This window comes from Sporomusa aerivorans (assembly GCF_041428895.1).
GTDB lineage: Bacteria > Bacillota > Negativicutes > Sporomusales > Sporomusaceae > Sporomusa > Sporomusa aerivorans.
In genome coordinates, this window is sequence record NZ_CP156926.1 from 3,438,077 (window position 1) to 3,456,209 (window position 18,133).

General features: G+C 45.1%; 25 protein-coding genes. 23 read left to right on the plus strand and 2 right to left on the minus strand.

The genetic code is table 11. The annotated features are described in order from the left end of the window. Positions 1–153 precede the first annotated feature (153 nt). From SATMO3_RS16370 to SATMO3_RS16450, 17 genes are all read left to right on the plus strand, one after another. Complete coding sequence (locus SATMO3_RS16370; protein ID WP_371370806.1) at positions 154–420, plus strand: hypothetical protein; 267 nt, start codon at positions 154–156, stop codon at positions 418–420. Positions 421–526: 106 nt separating this feature from the next. Further along, positions 527–1,414 carry a site-specific tyrosine recombinase XerD gene (gene xerD / locus SATMO3_RS16375; protein ID WP_371370807.1) on the plus strand — a complete coding sequence of 296 codons (888 nt, stop codon included), beginning with the start codon at positions 527–529 and terminating at the stop codon, positions 1,412–1,414. Positions 1,415–1,453: 39 nt separating this feature from the next. Then, the gene (locus SATMO3_RS16380; RefSeq protein ID WP_371370808.1) at positions 1,454–2,641 is read left to right on the plus strand and encodes a phosphopentomutase; all 1,188 of its coding nucleotides are present in this window, start codon (positions 1,454–1,456) and stop codon (positions 2,639–2,641) included. Between the two features lie 9 nt (positions 2,642–2,650). Then, positions 2,651–3,982: a pyrimidine-nucleoside phosphorylase gene (locus SATMO3_RS16385; RefSeq protein ID WP_371370809.1), complete on the plus strand. Its 1,332-nt coding sequence runs from the start codon at positions 2,651–2,653 to the stop codon at positions 3,980–3,982. 82 nt (positions 3,983–4,064) lie between these two features. Then, on the plus strand, positions 4,065–5,231 hold the full coding sequence (locus SATMO3_RS16390; protein WP_371370810.1) for a D-alanyl-D-alanine carboxypeptidase family protein: 1,167 nt from the start codon (positions 4,065–4,067) through the stop codon (positions 5,229–5,231). A gap of 118 nt (positions 5,232–5,349) precedes the next feature. Continuing rightward, positions 5,350–5,685 (plus strand): anti-sigma factor antagonist, encoded by a 336-nt coding sequence (locus tag SATMO3_RS16395; protein WP_371370811.1) that lies wholly within the window; start codon positions 5,350–5,352, stop codon positions 5,683–5,685. A 13-nt stretch (positions 5,686–5,698) separates the two neighbouring features. Beyond that, positions 5,699–6,145, plus strand: coding sequence for an anti-sigma F factor (gene spoIIAB, locus SATMO3_RS16400; RefSeq protein ID WP_371370812.1), 447 nt, complete (start codon positions 5,699–5,701; stop codon positions 6,143–6,145). Positions 6,146–6,153: 8 nt separating this feature from the next. Continuing rightward, on the plus strand, positions 6,154–6,906 hold the full coding sequence (locus SATMO3_RS16405) for a SigB/SigF/SigG family RNA polymerase sigma factor (RefSeq protein ID WP_371370813.1): 753 nt from the start codon (positions 6,154–6,156) through the stop codon (positions 6,904–6,906). A gap of 59 nt (positions 6,907–6,965) precedes the next feature. Then, positions 6,966–7,196, plus strand: coding sequence for a hypothetical protein (locus tag SATMO3_RS16410; RefSeq protein ID WP_371370814.1), 231 nt, complete (start codon positions 6,966–6,968; stop codon positions 7,194–7,196). A gap of 63 nt (positions 7,197–7,259) precedes the next feature. Next, entirely contained in the window at positions 7,260–7,460 is a 201-nt protein-coding gene (locus SATMO3_RS16415; RefSeq protein ID WP_371370815.1) for a dodecin family protein, read from the plus strand. Between the two features lie 237 nt (positions 7,461–7,697). Beyond that, a complete protein-coding gene (spoVAC, locus tag SATMO3_RS16420) occupies positions 7,698–8,153 on the plus strand; it encodes a stage V sporulation protein AC (RefSeq protein ID WP_371370816.1) in 456 nt (151 codons plus the stop codon). Positions 8,154–8,169: 16 nt separating this feature from the next. Beyond that, positions 8,170–9,174: a stage V sporulation protein AD gene (gene spoVAD, locus SATMO3_RS16425; protein ID WP_371370818.1), complete on the plus strand. Its 1,005-nt coding sequence runs from the start codon at positions 8,170–8,172 to the stop codon at positions 9,172–9,174. A gap of 29 nt (positions 9,175–9,203) precedes the next feature. Then, complete coding sequence (gene spoVAE, locus SATMO3_RS16430; protein ID WP_371381730.1) at positions 9,204–9,542, plus strand: stage V sporulation protein AE; 339 nt, start codon at positions 9,204–9,206, stop codon at positions 9,540–9,542. 9 nt (positions 9,543–9,551) lie between these two features. After that, on the plus strand, positions 9,552–9,938 hold the full coding sequence (locus SATMO3_RS16435) for a hypothetical protein (protein WP_371370819.1): 387 nt from the start codon (positions 9,552–9,554) through the stop codon (positions 9,936–9,938). Between the two features lie 17 nt (positions 9,939–9,955). Beyond that, complete coding sequence (locus tag SATMO3_RS16440; RefSeq protein ID WP_371370820.1) at positions 9,956–10,633, plus strand: hypothetical protein; 678 nt, start codon at positions 9,956–9,958, stop codon at positions 10,631–10,633. A 13-nt stretch (positions 10,634–10,646) separates the two neighbouring features. Beyond that, entirely contained in the window at positions 10,647–11,255 is a 609-nt protein-coding gene (locus SATMO3_RS16445) for a stage V sporulation protein AE (RefSeq protein ID WP_371370821.1), read from the plus strand. Continuing rightward, positions 11,245–12,759, plus strand: a complete 1,515-nt coding sequence (locus SATMO3_RS16450) for a spore germination protein (RefSeq protein ID WP_371370822.1) — start codon at positions 11,245–11,247, stop codon at positions 12,757–12,759. The genes SATMO3_RS16445 and SATMO3_RS16450 overlap by 11 nt, the downstream gene beginning before the upstream one ends. A 43-nt stretch (positions 12,760–12,802) precedes the next feature. On the opposite strand, the gene SATMO3_RS16455 is transcribed toward SATMO3_RS16450, so the two are convergent. Next, the gene (locus SATMO3_RS16455) at positions 12,803–13,549 is read right to left on the minus strand and encodes a hypothetical protein (protein WP_371370823.1); all 747 of its coding nucleotides are present in this window, start codon (positions 13,547–13,549) and stop codon (positions 12,803–12,805) included. A gap of 177 nt (positions 13,550–13,726) precedes the next feature. Between SATMO3_RS16455 and SATMO3_RS16460 the strand changes: the two genes are divergently transcribed. The 6 genes from SATMO3_RS16460 to ytfJ all read left to right on the plus strand — a co-directional run bounded on the left by SATMO3_RS16460 (position 13,727) and on the right by ytfJ (position 17,830). Next, positions 13,727–14,347: a site-2 protease family protein gene (locus SATMO3_RS16460; RefSeq protein ID WP_371370824.1), complete on the plus strand. Its 621-nt coding sequence runs from the start codon at positions 13,727–13,729 to the stop codon at positions 14,345–14,347. Between the two features lie 15 nt (positions 14,348–14,362). Beyond that, a complete protein-coding gene (trpS, locus tag SATMO3_RS16465; protein ID WP_371370825.1) occupies positions 14,363–15,340 on the plus strand; it encodes a tryptophan--tRNA ligase in 978 nt (325 codons plus the stop codon). A 7-nt stretch (positions 15,341–15,347) separates the two neighbouring features. Continuing rightward, positions 15,348–16,055: a ScpA family protein gene (locus tag SATMO3_RS16470; RefSeq protein ID WP_371370826.1), complete on the plus strand. Its 708-nt coding sequence runs from the start codon at positions 15,348–15,350 to the stop codon at positions 16,053–16,055. An 11-nt stretch (positions 16,056–16,066) separates the two neighbouring features. After that, positions 16,067–16,624: an SMC-Scp complex subunit ScpB gene (scpB, locus tag SATMO3_RS16475; protein ID WP_371370827.1), complete on the plus strand. Its 558-nt coding sequence runs from the start codon at positions 16,067–16,069 to the stop codon at positions 16,622–16,624. Positions 16,625–16,721: 97 nt separating this feature from the next. Then, a complete protein-coding gene (locus SATMO3_RS16480; protein WP_371370828.1) occupies positions 16,722–17,417 on the plus strand; it encodes a DUF2953 domain-containing protein in 696 nt (231 codons plus the stop codon). Then, positions 17,390–17,830 (plus strand): GerW family sporulation protein, encoded by a 441-nt coding sequence (gene ytfJ, locus SATMO3_RS16485; RefSeq protein ID WP_371370829.1) that lies wholly within the window; start codon positions 17,390–17,392, stop codon positions 17,828–17,830. Before SATMO3_RS16480 ends, ytfJ begins: the two co-directional genes overlap by 28 nt. 72 nt (positions 17,831–17,902) lie before the next feature. Here the strand turns inward: ytfJ and SATMO3_RS16490 are convergent, their stop codons facing one another. After that, positions 17,903–18,085, minus strand: coding sequence for a rubrerythrin family protein (locus tag SATMO3_RS16490; protein ID WP_371381731.1), 183 nt, complete (start codon positions 18,083–18,085; stop codon positions 17,903–17,905). Between the last annotated feature and the right edge of the window lie 48 nt (positions 18,086–18,133).

Here is an 18,133-nt window from a genome sequence, read left to right on the forward strand (position 1 = left end):
TCAGGCGCGAAAAGACTGCAATTGATTTGCAGTCTTTTCTTATTGCAATTGATATTAAAATACGAATAAACTCACTCGGCAGCGAATAAGTATGATATTAAGTTAAGCCAGATCCCAATAAATAGTTTTTCGGGGGAGGAGGAGTACGAGCGCATGGTAGTGACGTTCTCTTGGCGAAATTTAATCAAACGATCTGGTTTATATGTAAAAATCGTCCTATTAACGCTTATTATCTTCTATATTCTACCCAAACTGTTGACCATGTTTTGGGAATATAATAACCCGGGGATAAAAATGCGTGATCAGCATTTGCTGGAAAAACCTTTACGGGTTATGGCGGATTGCAATTTTCCGGCCATTGATAGTGTGACAGGGAATAACAACTCTGACAAAAAAACTCTAAAACTTTACAAAACATGATAGACAAATAAAGGAAAAGTAAACTTCATGTTGAATAATGAACCTAGACCAGATACTGTAAAACTGTCGTCCGGAAATCTGGGAAGGAAAAAGGGTGGTAAATAAAATGGAATCCTATGTTAATGAATTTATTAACTATCTTGCAGTGGAGCGGGGGTTAGCTCAAAATACGCTGGAATCCTATGGGCGGGATTTAAGGCAGTTCAATACGTTTTTGCAAAATAGTCAATTAGATTTTATACGGAATTCGAACCGTGACACCATCCTGAGTTATTTAAACAGTCTCCAAGTCAAAGGCCGGGCTGTCTCCACCATCTCGCGCAATCTTGCCGCGATAAAGTCATTTTATCAATACCTTGTCCGCGAGCGCCACATTGAGAAAGATCCCGCTGTTAATTTGGAATCGCCCAAGCTTGAGAAAAAACTGCCAAAAATTCTTACCATTACCGAAGTCGAAGAGCTGTTAAAACAACCCAATGCTTTTCAGCCTACAGGACTTAGGGACAAAGCCATGCTGGAATTGTTATATGCTACCGGAATAAGAGTTTCTGAACTCATCTCGCTTAATATATCTGATGTTAATCTGGATATGGGGTATATTAAGTGTTATGGAAAAGGAGCCAAGGAGCGGATTGTCCCGCTTGGTTCGATTGCAGCCAAATGTGTTCAGGAATATATCGGCAAAGGCCGTCCTAAGCTGGTACGCACGTACGAGGAACCGTCGTTATTTGTAAATCATCATGGTAACCGTCTTACCCGGCAGGGCTTCTGGAAAATTATCAAAAAATATGCATTGGAAGCCAGCATTACCAAAGAAATTACCCCACACACTTTACGTCACTCATTTGCTACCCATTTGTTGGAAAATGGTGCAGATCTACGCTCAGTACAAGAAATGCTAGGGCATGCTGATATTTCTACGACGCAGATTTATACCCATGTAACAAAAAATCGTCTGAAAGAAGTATATGATAAAACGCATCCCCGCGCATAATATATTATAATATATACTGCTTACAGAGGAGCTAATAATTTGTTTAAACGAATATTTGTGATTGTACTCGACAGTGTAGGTATTGGCGCTATGCCTGACGCCCACGAGTATGGCGATGCCGGAGCCAATACACTGGTACATATTGCGGAACATGAGGGCGGATTAGCATTGCCGGTACTGACCAGCATGGGCTTAGGTTTAATTGAACCCATCGCCGGTGTTCCTGCGGTCTCCCGCCCGATTGCAGCTTTCGGAAAGATGGCCGAGCTTTCGATTGGCAAAGATACGACAAGCGGCCACTGGGAACTGGCCGGCTATCCGGTATTTACCTCATTTCCTGTTTATCCGCAGGGTTTTCCGCCGGAAGTTATTGAAAGATTCAAATATTATACAGGCCTGGACGTCTTAGGCAACAAAGCCGCTTCGGGAACCGAAATCATGGCTGAACTGGGCGAAGAACATATGCATACAGGTCGTCCTATTGTCTATACATCCGCAGACAGTGTTTTTCAAATAGCTGCCCATGAAGAAATAATCCCCCTGGAACGGTTATACGAACTATGTAGAATTACCAGAGAAAAAGTTTGTATAGGTGACCATGCCGTAGGCCGGATTATAGCCAGGCCCTTTGTCGGCGAACCTGGTAAATTTAGCCGTACGCCCAATCGGCATGACTATAGTTTGGAACCACAGTCGGATACTGTGCTGGACATGATGAAAAAAGCAGGGTTAACTGTTGTTGGCGTAGGAAAAATTGCCGATATTTACGCTCACAGGGGGTTAACACAAACCTACCCCACTAAATCAAACCAGCATGGTATGGAACTGGTTCTTCGCCTGGCAGAGGAACATTTGCCTGAAGGTATCATTATGACTAATCTTGTGGATTTTGACAGTATTTACGGACACCGTAATGATATAACCGGTTACGCTAAAGCTCTGGAAGAATTCGATAGTGCTTTGGCCGGCTTGCTAACTAAAATCAAGGACGATGATCTGTTACTCATCACTGCCGATCATGGCTGCGACCCCACCAGGCCGGGAACTGACCATACACGCGAGTATGTTCCCCTGTTGGCGTACTCCCGTCACCTGGCGAAGGCCAAGCAGCCTCTTCATTTGGGTGTGCGCAGCACATTTGCTGATGTAGGCGCAACAGTGGCGGATAATTTCGGTCTGGCGCCTTTGGCTTATGGGCAAAGCTTTCTAAAAGACCTGCTGAGGTGATATAGCAAAGTGCATATTTTAGATATAATTGCTAAAAAACGTGATGGTGCGGAACTGGCGGCACCAGAAATTGAGTGGCTGATTAACGCTTATACCAATGAAGAAATACCTGATTACCAAATGGCTGCCTGGCTGATGGCAGTCTTTTTCCGTGGTATGACAGATCAGGAAACGGCGGCGCTGACGATGGCTATGGCCCAATCGGGCGACACTGTGGATTTAAGCCAGGTACCAGGCATTAAGGTCGACAAGCACAGTACCGGCGGAGTTGCTGACACTACGACACTTATTCTTGCCCCGTTAGTGGCAGCCGCCGGCGTACCGGTAGCCAAAATGTCGGGCCGGGGACTGGGTTTCACCGGTGGTACTATTGATAAGCTGGAGGCAATTCCCGGGTTCAGGACCACGCTTAGCCGCGAAGAATTTATCCGTAATTTAAAAAAATACAACATTGCAATAACCGGACAATCAAATGCCATTGCCCCTGCGGACGGTAAGCTCTACGCTCTCCGCGATGTTACGGCAACTGTAGAAAGTATCCCCCTGATTGCTTCCTCGATAATGAGCAAAAAAATTGCTTCCGGCGCTGATAAAATTGTTCTGGATGTCAAGGTAGGTAAAGGTGCCTTTATGAAAAACCGGGAGGATGCGGTTAAACTGGCAAAAGCCATGGTTCGTATTGGTCAGCTTGTTGACCGGGACACCGTGGCCGTTTTGACAAGCATGGAAGAACCTCTCGGTATGGCAATTGGTAACAGCCTCGAAATTATGGAAGCCATTGATTTATTGTCTGGGCGGGGAGAACCGTCACTTAAAGAGGTATGCTTGACACTTGGCTCGCAAATGCTGATGTTAGGCGGTAAAGCCGAGACGCCAACAGCCGGACGAACACAATTGGAAGCACTGCTTGACAGCGGACAAGCCTTGGCAAAGTTTAAAGAATTTGTAGCCGGTCAAAGTGGTGATATAACGGTTATAGCTAATCCTGGCCAACTTTTATCTGCATGCTTGGTTAAGGAGGTTACCGCTTCCGCTCAGGGTTATGTCGCAGCAATCAATGCTTCCCAAGTTGGTTATGTGGCTATGCGTCTGGGTGCTGGCCGGGAATATAAAGGACAAAACATTGATTTGGCAGCCGGAATTGTCATGCACTGCCGGGTTGGTCAAAGGGTTGGCCGTGAGCAAGCGCTCGCAAATCTTTACACTAATGATGAATCCAGGCTTGAACAGGCAGCTGTTCTTTTGCAGCAGGCCATCCGGATTGAAGACAAGCCTGTCAACAAGCCGCCGTTATTATTAGGTTTAGTAGATAAACACGGTTTTCAGGATCGACTGGAATAATGCCAGTCGATTTTTTTTTTGTTAATATGGTTAAGCGGCTTTAATCCGGGAAACCATAATTTAAAAGAAAGGAGTGTTATCTTTGTTACGAAAAACCACGCTGGTAACATTACTGTTATTTGTCTTAACTGTGACACTAGGGTACAGCGCACCGGCAGCGCCGCCAAAAGCACAAGCCGCCATACAATTGGAAACAAGTGCTGTATCGGCTGTTCTCATGGACGAGAATGGCACCGTACTGTTTGAAAAAGACGCCCATAAACGCCTGCCTCCGGCCAGTGTAACTAAGATTATGACGCTTTTGCTGGCTGTTGAAGCGGTTGAGCAGGGGCGAATAAACCTGGCTGACGAAGTGTACGCCAGTGAAAATGCCTGGCGGCAGGGTGGTTCTCAGATTTGGCTGGAACCAGGTGAAAAAATGACTGTAAAGGACATGCTGTCAGCAATCGCCGTTGTCAGCGCCAATGATGCTGCCGTAGCTCTGATGGAACATATCTACGGCAGTGAGCAGGCTGCCGTGGATGCTATGAACAAACGTGCCGAGTCGTTGGGTCTGGCTGACACTCATTTTAACAATGTAAATGGTTTGCCGACTACCGATCACTATATGAGCGCTTATGATGCCGCTTTAATCGGTAAAGAAGCAATCACTCATCCATTGTACATTGATATGTGCAGTATTAAAGAAGCCTGGCTGCGAGACGGAAAAAACTGGCTTGTAAATACCAATAAGCTGCTTTGGTGGTATAAAGGAGCCGACGGACTTAAAACCGGCTGGACAGAAGAAGCAAAATATTGTTTTGTCGGTAGTGCCAAACGGGACGGTCTGCGCCTTATTTCGGCCGTATTTGCCACACCTGAGCCGCGTTCTCATTTGCGTGAAAGCATGAAACTTTTAGACTGGGGCTTTGCTAACTACACAGCAGTGCCAATTGTAACCCAAGGCATGGTTGTGGAACGCCTTAAGGTCAATAAAGGCGTTGATAAAGAAGTCCAGCTTGTTGCTGCCCAGGATTTAAATCTCATTATCGGCAAAGGTCAAAATAAAAATTTACAAAAGAAAATTGTCGCCGATGCCAGTGTCAATGCACCGGTAGCTGAGGGACAAAAGTGCGGTGAGCTCATCGTAAGCAAAGATGGCAAAGAAATTGGCAAAGTGGATCTAATCGCTGAAAAGACTGTTGCCAAAGCCGGCTTGCTACAGATTTTCCAGAATATGATTACCAATATGTTTAATTTCTCCAACTAACAAATTTGGCTTAGCTTTTAAACTGTGGGATTTTTTTCCACAGTTTTTTGTGTTTATGCAGGAAAATTTTTCCTTTTATCGAATGAAATAGATATACGTGAATGGGGAGGTTATCTTGGTGAAAATCGTTGCAATTATGAAACAAGGCATCTTGGTGATAAGGCTGGAGGGTGAATTTGATGTTTGCGGCGCCAATGAATTCCGAAAGATAGTAGATCAAGCACAGGATGAAACAGGTGCTAAACATATTCTGCTCAATATGCAGGGTGTAAATTTTATAGATAGCTCCGGACTAGGGGTTATTCTCGGCCGTTACAGGCAACTTGCCCAGCATGGCGGCAAACTGCTGGTAGCGCATCTTGAACCGTCGATCCAGCGATTATTCGAGTTGGCCGGCTTAACGCGTATCCTGAAAATTTACCCAACGGAAGAGCAAGCGCTCGATCTACTTTAAGGAGGCTGTATTAGTGGAAACACAAGTGAAAAATCATATAGCGCTGTCTATGCTAAGCAGCAGTGAAAATGTTGCTTTTGCCAGAGCAGCGGCAGCATCATTTGCCGCCCAGGCCGATCTGACGCTGTCCGAAATCGACGAAATCAAAGTGGCTGTATCGGAAGCAATATCCAATGCATTTATTCATGGCTACGGTGTTGATAATGTCGAACAAAATTATATTGAGTTAAGCATGCAGTTATATCAGGACAAGCTTGAATTTATCATAGTTGACTACGGGCGGGGCATTGCCAATGTCGATGAAGCCCGGCAGCCTTCTTACTCTACCGACCCTGAACGCATGGGATTGGGATTTGCCTTTATGGACTCTTTTATGGATAAGCTAGAAATTGTCTCCAAACTCGGACAGGGCACAACTGTAAAAATGACCAAAATACTTGTGCCAAGTACTGAACACTAGGTGCAGGCATGCTTAAAGATGACGAATTCAGAGATTTGTTATGCAAGGCGCAATCAACTGATCCTAGCATACAAGCATACGCGAAAGAGCGCCTTTTGGAGTGCAATCTCAATTTGGTAAGAAGTATTGTCCATAGGTTTTCCAATCGCGGCTATGAGTGGGATGACTTATTTCAGATCGGCAGTATGGGTCTCTTAAAAGCCATCGAACGGTTTGATCTGAGTTTCAGCGTCAAATTTTCTACCTATGCTGTGCCAATGATTATTGGTGAAATACGACGCTTTATCAGGGATGATAATCCGGTTAAAGTCAGCCGGCCATTAAAAGAACTTGCTTTTCGGGTACATAAAGTCCAGGAACGGCTACAGGGAACGTTGGGGCGTGAACCAACCATTACCGAAATTGCCAGTGAACTTTCATTAGCACCTCAGGAAATTGTGGCGGCACTGGAAGCCGTCCAGCCGCAAATATCTTTGTACGAGCAGGCGTTTCAAAACAGCGAAAGCGGCGGAGAATCCATTCATCTCTTGGATCAGATTGCCGTTGCAGATGGCCAGGATAGTGCCTACTTTGATAAACTTGCCCTGAAAGAAGTATTATCCCGGCTGCCCGTTAAGGAACGAACAGTAATCTACCTTAGATTTTTCGCCGACAAAACGCAGGCTGAAATTGCCGCGGCCATTGGCCTTTCACAGGTACAGGTATCACGAATAGAAAAACAGGCTCTTAAATTAATCCGTAAACTACTGCAGACCTCATAACGAGGTCTGCTTATTTTTAAGAATAGAAAGAGGGTATACTATTGTTAAGAGGTGATGATATGGGCAGTGTAAAATGCAAAGGAGTCATTTACCTGCTGCTGATATTTTTTTTAATGGCAGGAAGCACCATTGCCTGGTTGTATTTCAGCCCGGAGTTGCCTAAGAAAGCGCCCCTTCGAGCTAAACAAGTATTTCTCTGTCCTGTAGGAGAGCATAACATTCCCCTGGCTAAAGAACGCGCCTTAAGCTTTCGTCAAGGTTCGGCGCAAGTCAAGTTTTCTTTAGCATAACAATCACAATAATGTACAAACTAGAATTGTCAACCAAACATAATATTAACAGGGGGTAGTCATATGGTTGTAAAAGTCATTGAACTAGTAGGAACATCCCGCCATAATTGGACAGATGCGGTAGACAACGCCGTATTGGAAGCATCCAAGACGGTTGATTCCATCCTCGGCGTCGAAGTTACCAATTTTACGGCCAATGTGGACAATGGCCATATTGCCGAATATAAAGCCGATGTAAAAGTTGCTTTTCAGGTCCATAGTTAAACCAATACAGAAATCAAAGAGTGCCGGCGGCACTCTTTGTTATTTAGCGGTAACAGCCATATTTTTGCCGGATAAAAATCCAGCGGGTTCCTGTCCGAAAAACCAAACGCGTCTAAGTCAGTTGCCATCGTCTCAAAGATACTTGTTACCGTCAAGTCGTTCCCAATGAATTAATCCGTTTCGCTATGGCCAAAATATAAGCGACTGTTATACGAAATTTTAAGAGAGGTGACATGCATGTTTCAGAGCAAAGCCAGTCAGGCCGATCAGCAAACGTATCAGGAAAAATATGAGCAGCTAAAACCTAAGGCGCCAATCTTAAAAAATATCGTATGGGCCTTTATAGTCGGTGGTTTGATCTGTGTGCTGGGCCAGTTCATCCAGAATTATTTTACCGGTATCGGCATTAGTAAAAAAGATGCTGCTGGTCCAACATCTACTATATTAATTTTTTTAAGCGCCTTCTTTACAGGCCTTGGAGTCTACGATGAATTGGGGCGCAAGGCTGGCGCCGGCTCCATTGTGCCGATAACCGGGTTTGCCAATTCCATAGTAGCGCCTGCCATGGAATTTAAACGGGAAGGTTACGTTTTTGGCATTGGGGCCAAAATGTTTGTGATTGCCGGCCCGGTACTTGTTTACGGTATTTCAACTGCCGTTATAATTGGCTTTATATATTGGCTACGCATGTAAATGGAAGGAGGACCACATGAACAAAAAACGCGGCCAGCAAAGTATTGTCTTCGAAACCCTACCGGTTGTGACAAGTACTGCCAATATTGTCGGGCCCATGGAGGGAGAAGGTATTCTAACCGAGTTTTATGACCGGATACTCCAAGACAACCTAAATAATAATGATAGTTGGGAACAATGCGAGTCATACATGATGGAATGGGCGATCAAAACAGCACTTGCCAAAGAAGGCTCCACCCCGGAAAATGTTGATTATATATTGGCAGGAGACTTGCTAAATCAGCTTATGAGCACACACTTTGCCCTGCGCAATATTGGCAGGCCGTTTTTAGGTATGTATGGCGCCTGCTCTACACTGGCAGAAAGCATGCTGATCGGTTCGACCTTGATTGATGGTGGTTTTGCCGATAAAGTAGTTGCAGCCGTATCCAGCCACCATGACACGGCTGAGCGCCAGTACCGTTTTCCCACAGAGCTGGGGGTCCAACGTCCGTTAGTATCACAATGGACGGTGACCGGTTCCGGCGCTGTGGTAATTTCCGGTAACGGCAACGGCCCGCGGATTACATCCGCCACTGTGGGAAAAATAGTGGATATGGGTATCAAAGATCCCAATGCAATGGGCCCGGCTATGGCGCCGGCTGCGGCAGATACATTATGGCAGCATCTGACGGATACCGGCCGGTCGCCAACCTACTACGACATGATTTACACGGGTGATTTAGGCGCTGTGGGCAAAGCGCTGGTTATAGAGCTTTTTAAGGAAAGGGGTATTGACCTTTCCAGTAATTATGAAGATTGCGGCTGCATGATTTTCAAGGAGGAACAGGATTCTCATGCCGGCGCCAGCGGCTGTGCCAGTTCGGGGGTTGTGTTTTCAGGCTATATTCACCGCTTGCTTACAACGCAAAAGCTCCGGCGAATTTTACTTATCGGCACAGGGAGTTTACATAGCACAACATCTTATCAGCAAAAAGAGTCTATTCCCTGTATTGCCCACGCCGTAGCAGTTGAAATGTAAAGGAGGCACAACCTGTGCAGACATACCTGATGGCCTTTGTCATTGGCGGATTAATTTGTGTAATTGGACAATTGCTGATGGATCTTACGCCATTAACACCGGCGCACGTACTGGTACTTTTCGTGGTCCTCGGCGGAATATTCAGCGGTATGGGACTTTATCAACCATTAGTAGATATGGCCGGAGCAGGAGCAACCGTTCCCTTGCCGGGATTTGGTCATGCGCTGGTATCAGGCACTATTGAGGAAATTAATAAAATAGGATTCTGGGGTATTTTTAGCGGCGCCGTTAAGGCAACTGCTTTTGGCATAACGGCGGCTGTCGTTTTTGGCCTGTTAATGGCGGCAGTTTTTAATCCTAAGGGGTAGGCGAATTATATGTGGGCGATTGATCTTGTTGGCTTAACGTTATCGGTAGCATTGGTGAGCATAAGATATCCGCACTATGCATTGGCGGCGGCCCTGGCTAATGCGCTGGGACAGGTGGCGATGGCAATCTTTTTGACAGGTAACATTGAAAAAATAGTTTCCGCCGGTGCATTTAGTTCCGCTACCGTTACCAATCTTAGTGAATTTAAAATAATCCTTTTTACCCTAAGCGGGCCTATAACAAATTTTTTTATTAGTAAAATAGCCGGCGGAGCAGAGTTTGTCAGTACAGCTGCTTTATGGAATCCGGCCGCTATGTTAAAACATCCACTCGCGGTGATAAACCTTAGGTTTGCCGCTGTTTCCTTGATTTTGAGCATATTTCAGTTGTTTTAGAGCAAGGGGGATTAAACGTGCAGAAACGAGTTTCCAGCAAGATAGCAGGCTATGCTAAACCCAATCAATCACAGTCCCAAAGTCAGGAACGGCCGCAAGCAAGCGAGCAGGACATGATCGCCGACATGACCAAAGGTTTTTTGCAAGCTCAGGCGACAGTAAACAATAAGACAGATCAGAATAATTCCCAGGAAGTTGTTGAATTGTTAAGCAAAATCAATAGTAAACTGGAAAGTCTGGAGAATTCTCTCAATACAGGTACTGCTGACCAAGGACAGGCTAAACAGAACACTTCATCCCAGTCTGCTCAGAATCAACAAACATCTCAGCCCCAAAATAAACAGCCGTCGTCCCCAAACGGGCAAAACGAATCCGCTATGTCGCAGGAATTAAGAAATTTGTTCAGCATGATGCTGCAAAATAATACCAATGAACAAAATGGCGCGGCTAACTCAGAGCAAAGTCAGGGCACAGGGCAAAATAATCAGGAACAGAATCAGTCTGCAAATAGCGATAACAAAAATCAGCAAAATATCGCCGTGCAAACTGCTGCCCAAGTACTGGCCCAGGCGCAATACGAGCTCTCCAATGAGCTTGAGGCCAGCTTAAACAAGCTTAAGCAGGTCATTAGCGAAAGTGAAAAGATTGCCGCCAAGATCAGTAATCTATTAGGTGAAGAAAACAGCCAAAAGTAATGAGGTGATGAATTTGGACAAGGCCAAAGAACTGGAGAAAAAAATACGCGTGATTTTGGTTACTGACGGGGACAGGGTGGCGCAACAGGCAGTTGAAAATATCGGTGCTTCTTTAGGATTAAGGTGTATCTCAGCCTCAGCAGGCAATCCGACTCCTATTAGCGGTAAACAAATAGTAGAGCTTTTAAAAACGGTTCCTTATGATCCGGTATTGGTCATGTTTGATGATAAGGGCCGCCAGGAAAAAGCCGAAGGGGAGCAGGCTCTTGAATATGTGGCCAATCATCCTGATATAGAAGTCCTGGGAGCAGTCGCCGTGGCATCAAACACAACGGGAATTAGCGGAGTACAAGCCGACGCCTGCATTGACTGCCAGGGTCATTTGACTGACGTGTCGGTTGATAAAAAAGGCGAGGTGAAACCTAAATCCGGTTGTAGTTGTAAGCCAACGATAACCGGTGATACTGTAGATGTTCTTAATGATATTGAAGTGCCGGTTATTATCGGTGTTGGCGATATCGGTAAAATGGATAAGCATGATGATTTAAGCCGGGGCGCACCGGTAACACGCAAAGCGATTGAAGAGATACTGAAACGGAGTGGCGTAAATTATGGCCGATGAACAGAAAATTGCCAAAGAACTTGACGCTAATGTCAATTATATAAAAGACCGGCTGGGAGTCGGCGAAACGTTTGATATTATCTTTCGTGAATACAAAGTAGGCAGGAAACGCGCTGCCTCCTTTTCTATTAACGGAATGACCAACGACGTGGTCTTATCAAACGTTTTTGAAGAATTAACGGCCTATAACCAGGAAGAATTGACTGTCAACACAATGCAGAAACTGTTTTATTCGCGCGCCATTCACTCTCAAGCCAAACTGCTTGAAAACATGAATGACGCAATAACCAGCCTGCTGTCCGGCGAACTGCTGTTTTTCGTTGACGGCGAAAGCCAGGTCATAGTGCTGGATGCCCGGTCCTATCCGGTCCGTGCGCCTGCAGAATCCAATATTGAGAAAGTAACCAGGGGCTCACGGGATTCTTTTGTGGAAACCATTGTGTTTAATACCGCCCTTATCCGGCGCCGCTTACGCGATCCCAATCTACGCTTTGAAATTGTCAAGGTAGGCACACGCTCGCAGGCGGATATTGCCGTCTGCTATATAAAAGATATTACCAACCCGGAATTAGTCCACACCGTGAAAGAACGAATCAACAATATCAATATTGACGGAGTGCCTATGGCCGAAAAGGCGATTGAGGAATATATTGTAACAGGCAGTAAATGGAATCCGCTGCCCAAAGTCCGTTACACCGAGCGCCCGGATGTTGCCGCTGTCCATTTGCTTGAAGGCCATGTATGCATCATTGTTGACACCTCACCCAATATTATGATCCTGCCGACAACATTTTGGCATCATGTTCAGCATGTGGAAGAATATCGCCAGAATGTAGTAATCGGTTCCTACTTGCGACTGATACGGCTTGTCGGGGTTATGTTATCATTAATTTTGCCGCCCGTTTGGCTGGCTATTGTATTAAACAGGCAGCTTTTGCCGGAATCGCTGGCTTTTCTCGGACCGCAGGAAGCAGGCATAATTCCGATAGGGATTCAATTTCTCCTGGCAGAATTTGGGGTTGAGCTTGTCAGGATGGCTACTGTCCATGTCCCTACCGCACAATCCACGGCACTTGGTTTTATTGGCGCCTTCATGCTGGGAGACATCGCTACCAAAGTAGGGCTGTTCGGCAATGAGACGATTTTTTACACTGCGGTGGCCGCCGTAGGCGCCTTTGCAACTCCCAGCATGGAGTTTGCTATGGCTATGCGCTTATTTAGGGCAGTCATTATCCTGCTGGTTATGATATTTAAATTTCCCGGGCTTATTGCCGGTTTAGCAGGAGTATTCCTCTTAATGCTGACAACAAAATCTTTCGGGATTCCTTATCTTTGGCCGGCATTGCCTTTTAATTTCAGCGCCATGAAAGACGTACTGTTTCGCCTGCCCATTCCCAATAAAATTTTACGGCCGGCTGTTCTTAAACCGCAGGATCAGGATCGTCTCGAAAATAATGCGGGCAAAAACGATACAAAACCAACCAAACAAGATAAAGACAAATAGAAACGATGCCGCCTTATCTTAGGCGGCATCGTTCCTGTATCTTCTATTTTCCCCTGAAAAATTGCCGTATTCGCCCCATGCTTTCATTGATATTGGCTAAATGTTCCTCAAAAGCGCCTTTACTCTCGGCGTTAACGGCATCCTTCATTTGTAAAACAATTGAGTGTGTTTTGGTGATTTCGCCCAAAATACCTACTTGCTCCATACTGGGTTTTACTTTTTCCCAGGTGCCTTGCAATTCTTTTACTTTACTGGCCGCTTTGGTCCAATTCTTGTCTTCTACGTAAAAACTAACATTACGGATGCCGTTACTTACGGCAATGATATCGGCTAAGGGAGAAAGCTTATATGATTTACCGATGTCGCCGATACTTCCCATGAATTTATTAAGATTTTCATAGGCATCGCTTACTCTGCGCGCATTTACGGCCTCGGCTAGTTTGGTAATGGCTTCATCAGCTTCTTTAACGCCTTTTTTATCACCAACCGCCGATTTTCCCTGCTGCCATAAGGTCTGAAGATTGTTTATCCCGGCCTGAACCTGAGACCAGTCTTCCTTGTTGATACCTTCGAACATAACGCCGGCAACAGCTTCAAGGTCATAAAGTTCAACTGGGGGTGCAAAAAATCTTTCCAAAACCGGCGGATTTGGTTTTGCTTCCACCGGTTTGCCAGCCGGCCCGACATCCGGTTTGGGGGCAGGCTGTGATAAGAGACCGCATCCTGATAAGAAAACTGATAAACAGAGCCAGCCAAGGGTAAACCATTTCAGCGGGTTTGATATCTGCATGGCAAATATGCACATCCTTTCATTTGGGCGGACTTTGCGAAATTGCCCATATAAGCTTATTCTGAGCAGCTTTTCATGATTTTAGTATACAAATAATAGCTATTTCATTTTGCTTTTCGGCTCAATTTTAGTATAATTTAGTAGTACGTCAAGTGAACGAATAAGGAGGACATCTATTTGTTTGGTTTTGATGCCGATATGATCTTTAGGATTCCAGCGCTATTGATTGCCTTAACTGTTCATGAATACGCGCATGCCAGAGCTGCGGTAACTCTCGGAGATCCTACGCCAAAATTTATGGGGAGACTGACATTAAATCCCGTTGCCCACCTTGATCCGCTAGGACTTTTAATGTTATGGCTGTTTAAATTTGGCTGGGCCAAACCAGTTCCCATCAATCCCAGCTATTTCAAAAATTACCGGCAGGGCACGCTCATAGTCTCACTGGCAGGCCCGGTATCCAATATGCTCCTGGCGCTTTTGACAGCACTGGTTATAGGCATTTTAGCCAAATTACAGCTGCTAAGTGGTGACTGGGTCAAAGTTTTGTGGATGACTTACAGTTATAATATCATTTTGGCCATTTTTAATCTGGTGCCCATACCACCATTAGATGGTTCCAAAGTACTTGCCAGTTTACTGCCCGGACGGCAGGGACAATGGTTTGACCAAATGGAGCAATATGGTCCGTTTATCCTGATGGCGCTAGTCTATATTGGCGTTATAGGCATAATCACCTATCCGCTTGAAAGAGGCTTATCCTATATCATTAACATAATCGTTATGACAATTTTGTAACAGGGGGAGATACTGTTGACCAAAAAACGTATTTTTAGTGGCATGCAACCTTCAGGAAACTTTCATATGGGAAATTATCAAGTTCTTAACAACTGGATTAAGTTGCAGGACGAATATGACTGCATTTATTCGATAGTGGACTGGCATGCGCTAACTTCATCATATGAAGATACCAGCAAGATTTCTGAACGTATTGAACATATGGCCTTAGATTGGCTCAGTGCCGGTTTGGACCCGGAAAAAAATATTATTTTTGTTCAGTCCCATGTTAAAGAACATGCCGAATTGCATTTGTTATTGTCTATGATGACGCCGCTGTCCTGGCTGGAACGCGTGCCTACTTATAAAGACAAGCTGCAGCAATTAGGCGAGATGGGGAAAGAAATCAACACTTATGGCTTCCTCGGTTATCCGGAACTGATGACCGCCGATATTGTTCTGTATAAAGCCGATGCTGTTCCGGTAGCCGAAGATCAATTGCCTCATCTTGAATTGACACGGGAAATTATCCGTCGCTTTGGACATCTGTACAAGCCGGTATTTCCTGAGCCTCAGGCAATTTTAAGTCCGCTGCTGCCTGGCATTGACGGCCGCAAAATGAGCAAATCCTATGGCAATGAGATTCCGTATGCAGCCGAACCGGATGAATTGCAAGCTCGGGTAAGAATGATGATTACCGATCCGCAGCGTGTGAAGAAAACAGATGCAGGTAACCCGGATATTTGTACCGTATACACCTTCCATAAGATTTTCAGTCCGGATCATACTGAAATTGCCGGACACTGTAGGAGCGCCGGCATTGGTTGTGTAGACTGCAAAAAACGGTTGGCCGCCAAAATGGTCACCACCCTGGCGGATGTTCACGGTCGCCGCAAGGAAATGGCAGCCAGCCCTGCTAAGATCAAAGAAATACTTTCTTATGGCGCCGAGCGGGCCAGGAGACTTGCGGCTGCGACTATGGAAGAAGTCCGATCAGTAATGAATCTGGGATAACACTTTTATGTCAGGCTATACAATCAAGCTTGAAGTTTTCGAAGGACCGTTAGCCTTACTGATGCATCTGATCGACAAAAATGAGATTGATATTTACAATATCCCGATTGCCAAAATAACGGAACAATATTTGGAGTATCTAAAAGCCATGGAAGAATTTAACATTGATATAGCCAGTGATTTTTTGGTTATGGCGGCTACCTTGCTCCAAATAAAATCCCGCATGCTATTGCCGCGTCCACAAATCCCCCCTGCCGAGGATGACGAAATAGATCCTCGCCAGGAACTTGTGGAACGCTTGATAGAATACCGCAAATACAAGCATATGGCCCAGATTTTAACCCAGTTCGCAAATGACCGGGACAAGTATGTCATCAGGCTGCCGCAAGAGTTTGCCAAGCAGTTTCCGCTACCGGAAGGACTCTGTCTGGACGATCTGCTGGCAGCATTTGCGGCCCTCTGGGAAAGCACTACCCCTGAGTTTGCTGTCATAGCTCCCGAGGAGATCAGTGTCAAAGACAAAATGCATGACATTATGACACTGTTGCGTAACAACGCAGGGATTATGGATTTTCGTCAGACCATGATCCGGACAGGCTCCCGGTCAGAGTTTATTGCCTCTTTTCTAGCATTATTGGAGTTGATCCGGCTGAAACGAATCATAGTTCAGCAAGAGGGACAATTTAACCCCATTCGTATTAGGCTAAAGGAGTGAAGACAGGCGCTATGTTTTACAGGCATTTACAAAGCTCCATAGAAGCTTTGCTCTTTGCCAGCGGGCAGCCGCTGCCAGCCGTCAAACTAGGGGAAATACTTAATATTGATATAGATCATGTACATTCACTAATAGCTGAGATGTCTGACGCTATGAATGCTGAAGAGCGGGGGCTTATTATTGTGGAGGTGGCCGGTGGATATCAATTATGCACTAAGCCTTCACTCATTAATGTGGTCAGCAAACTGGCCGAGGTACAGGATTCAAAACTATCGGCGGCTGCAATGGAAACATTGGCAATTGTGGCATTTAAGCAGCCTGTAACCAAACAAGAAATTGAGGCAATTCGCGGTGTAAAAGCCGACAGGGCTGTCACCACTCTTCTGGACCGTATGCTAATTAAGGAAGTAGGTCGTAAGGAGGCCATAGGCCGTCCCATTCTATACGGTACAACGAACGAATTCTTACAATGTTTCGGGCTAAAAAGCCTGAGTGATCTTCCCGATATCGCCAGTCTACTGCCTGATATCGGTACTGCAGAAAAAACTACTGAAGATACTCCCAGCTAAAGTGAAGGTTCACCCGGTCATGTAACCAGTGAATTATAGCCAATGTATATTTTTTATCTGCGGGTAAAAATTAAACAGGAAGGCTATGAGGTGAGACATGATTAGTTGGCTGTTCATTCTGACAGCAGTCGGCATTATACTGCTACTGCTTACCCGGGTCAATCTTTATATTGATGTTCACTGCTGCAGAAAAGGCGAAGACGACTTCGTCACCGTAACGGTATACGCCTTGAAGAAGTTGTTTCTTTATTCCATGAAAATTCCTGTCATTAAAGTCATTCAGTATAATGATTTTCCCTGGCTTACTTCAGAAATTAAGACTTCTCAGGCCAAAACCGGTACGAAAGTCGGCAGGGAGCAGCGCTTTGCCAAAAAACTGCTTAAATTATTTGTATACAATCCACAGCAATTCAAGCATATTCTCCATATCGCTAAAAGATTTTTCAGTGACTACCGCTTCTATATCGGCAAACTGTTGCGCGGACTGCACTGCGAAAAATTCGAGTTAAGGGTAGCATACGGTTTTGAGGATGCCGCTTTAACGGGTGTTATGATGGGAGTAGTAAGCCTGGTCATTGCCAGGATAATCTCCTCGCTGCATACGCAGGCGCTGCTAGATGCAAAACCAAAAGTAAATATCAAACCCTTGTTTGGTCATAGCCATTTTGAGATGGAACTGTCGTGTATATTCAGAATAAGACTTGGCAATGTTATTACTGCAACTATGGCGAAGATAACAAATTCATCACAGGGAGGCGACTCGCAGTGGCTGAACATCCGATACAAGGTTTGATGAAAACGGCTATGGAAAGTATCAAAGGCATGGTGGATGTAAATACCATTGTCGGTGATGCAGTGGAGACTCCAGATGGAACAGTCATTGTTCCCATTTCACGGGTAGCTTTCGGCTTTGCAGCAGGTGGCGGCGATTACGAAGCGGAGGATACTGCAGAAGCTGCTAATAATCATCCCTTTGGCGGTGCCAGCGGTGCTGGCATTAGTGTAAAACCAGTAGGTTTTTTAGTATGTTCGCCTAGCAATGGCGTTCGGTTTATGTCCGTGGAAAGCAATCTTTTATACGACCGGCTTATTGATATGGTTCCGCAGGTAATGAATAAGATTCAGGATATGATAGGCGGCAAGAATGAAGAAGACGAATTTGACGAACTTGCCCAGACTGCTGAAACCCAAGGTATCCATCAATAACCAATCATGTATAATCTATGTAAAAACCCACACATAACCGTGTGGGTTTTTACATATACATCTATTAGATTATTAAGTTAAATCATTTAGTTTATTCTTTATTTGAGTGGCATGAAGAGCCTCTGCTTCAGCAAAATGCTTAAACATTTTTGATACTTCCGGATCATTGACACGATCGGCAAAAGATTGATAATCTCTTACAAGCTCTTGTTTTTGCGTAAGTGTAGTGCGAAGAGATGTTTTGATATCAAGCATTTCCACTATGAATCACCTCCTTGTATTTGCTACTATTATCTCCGTGTT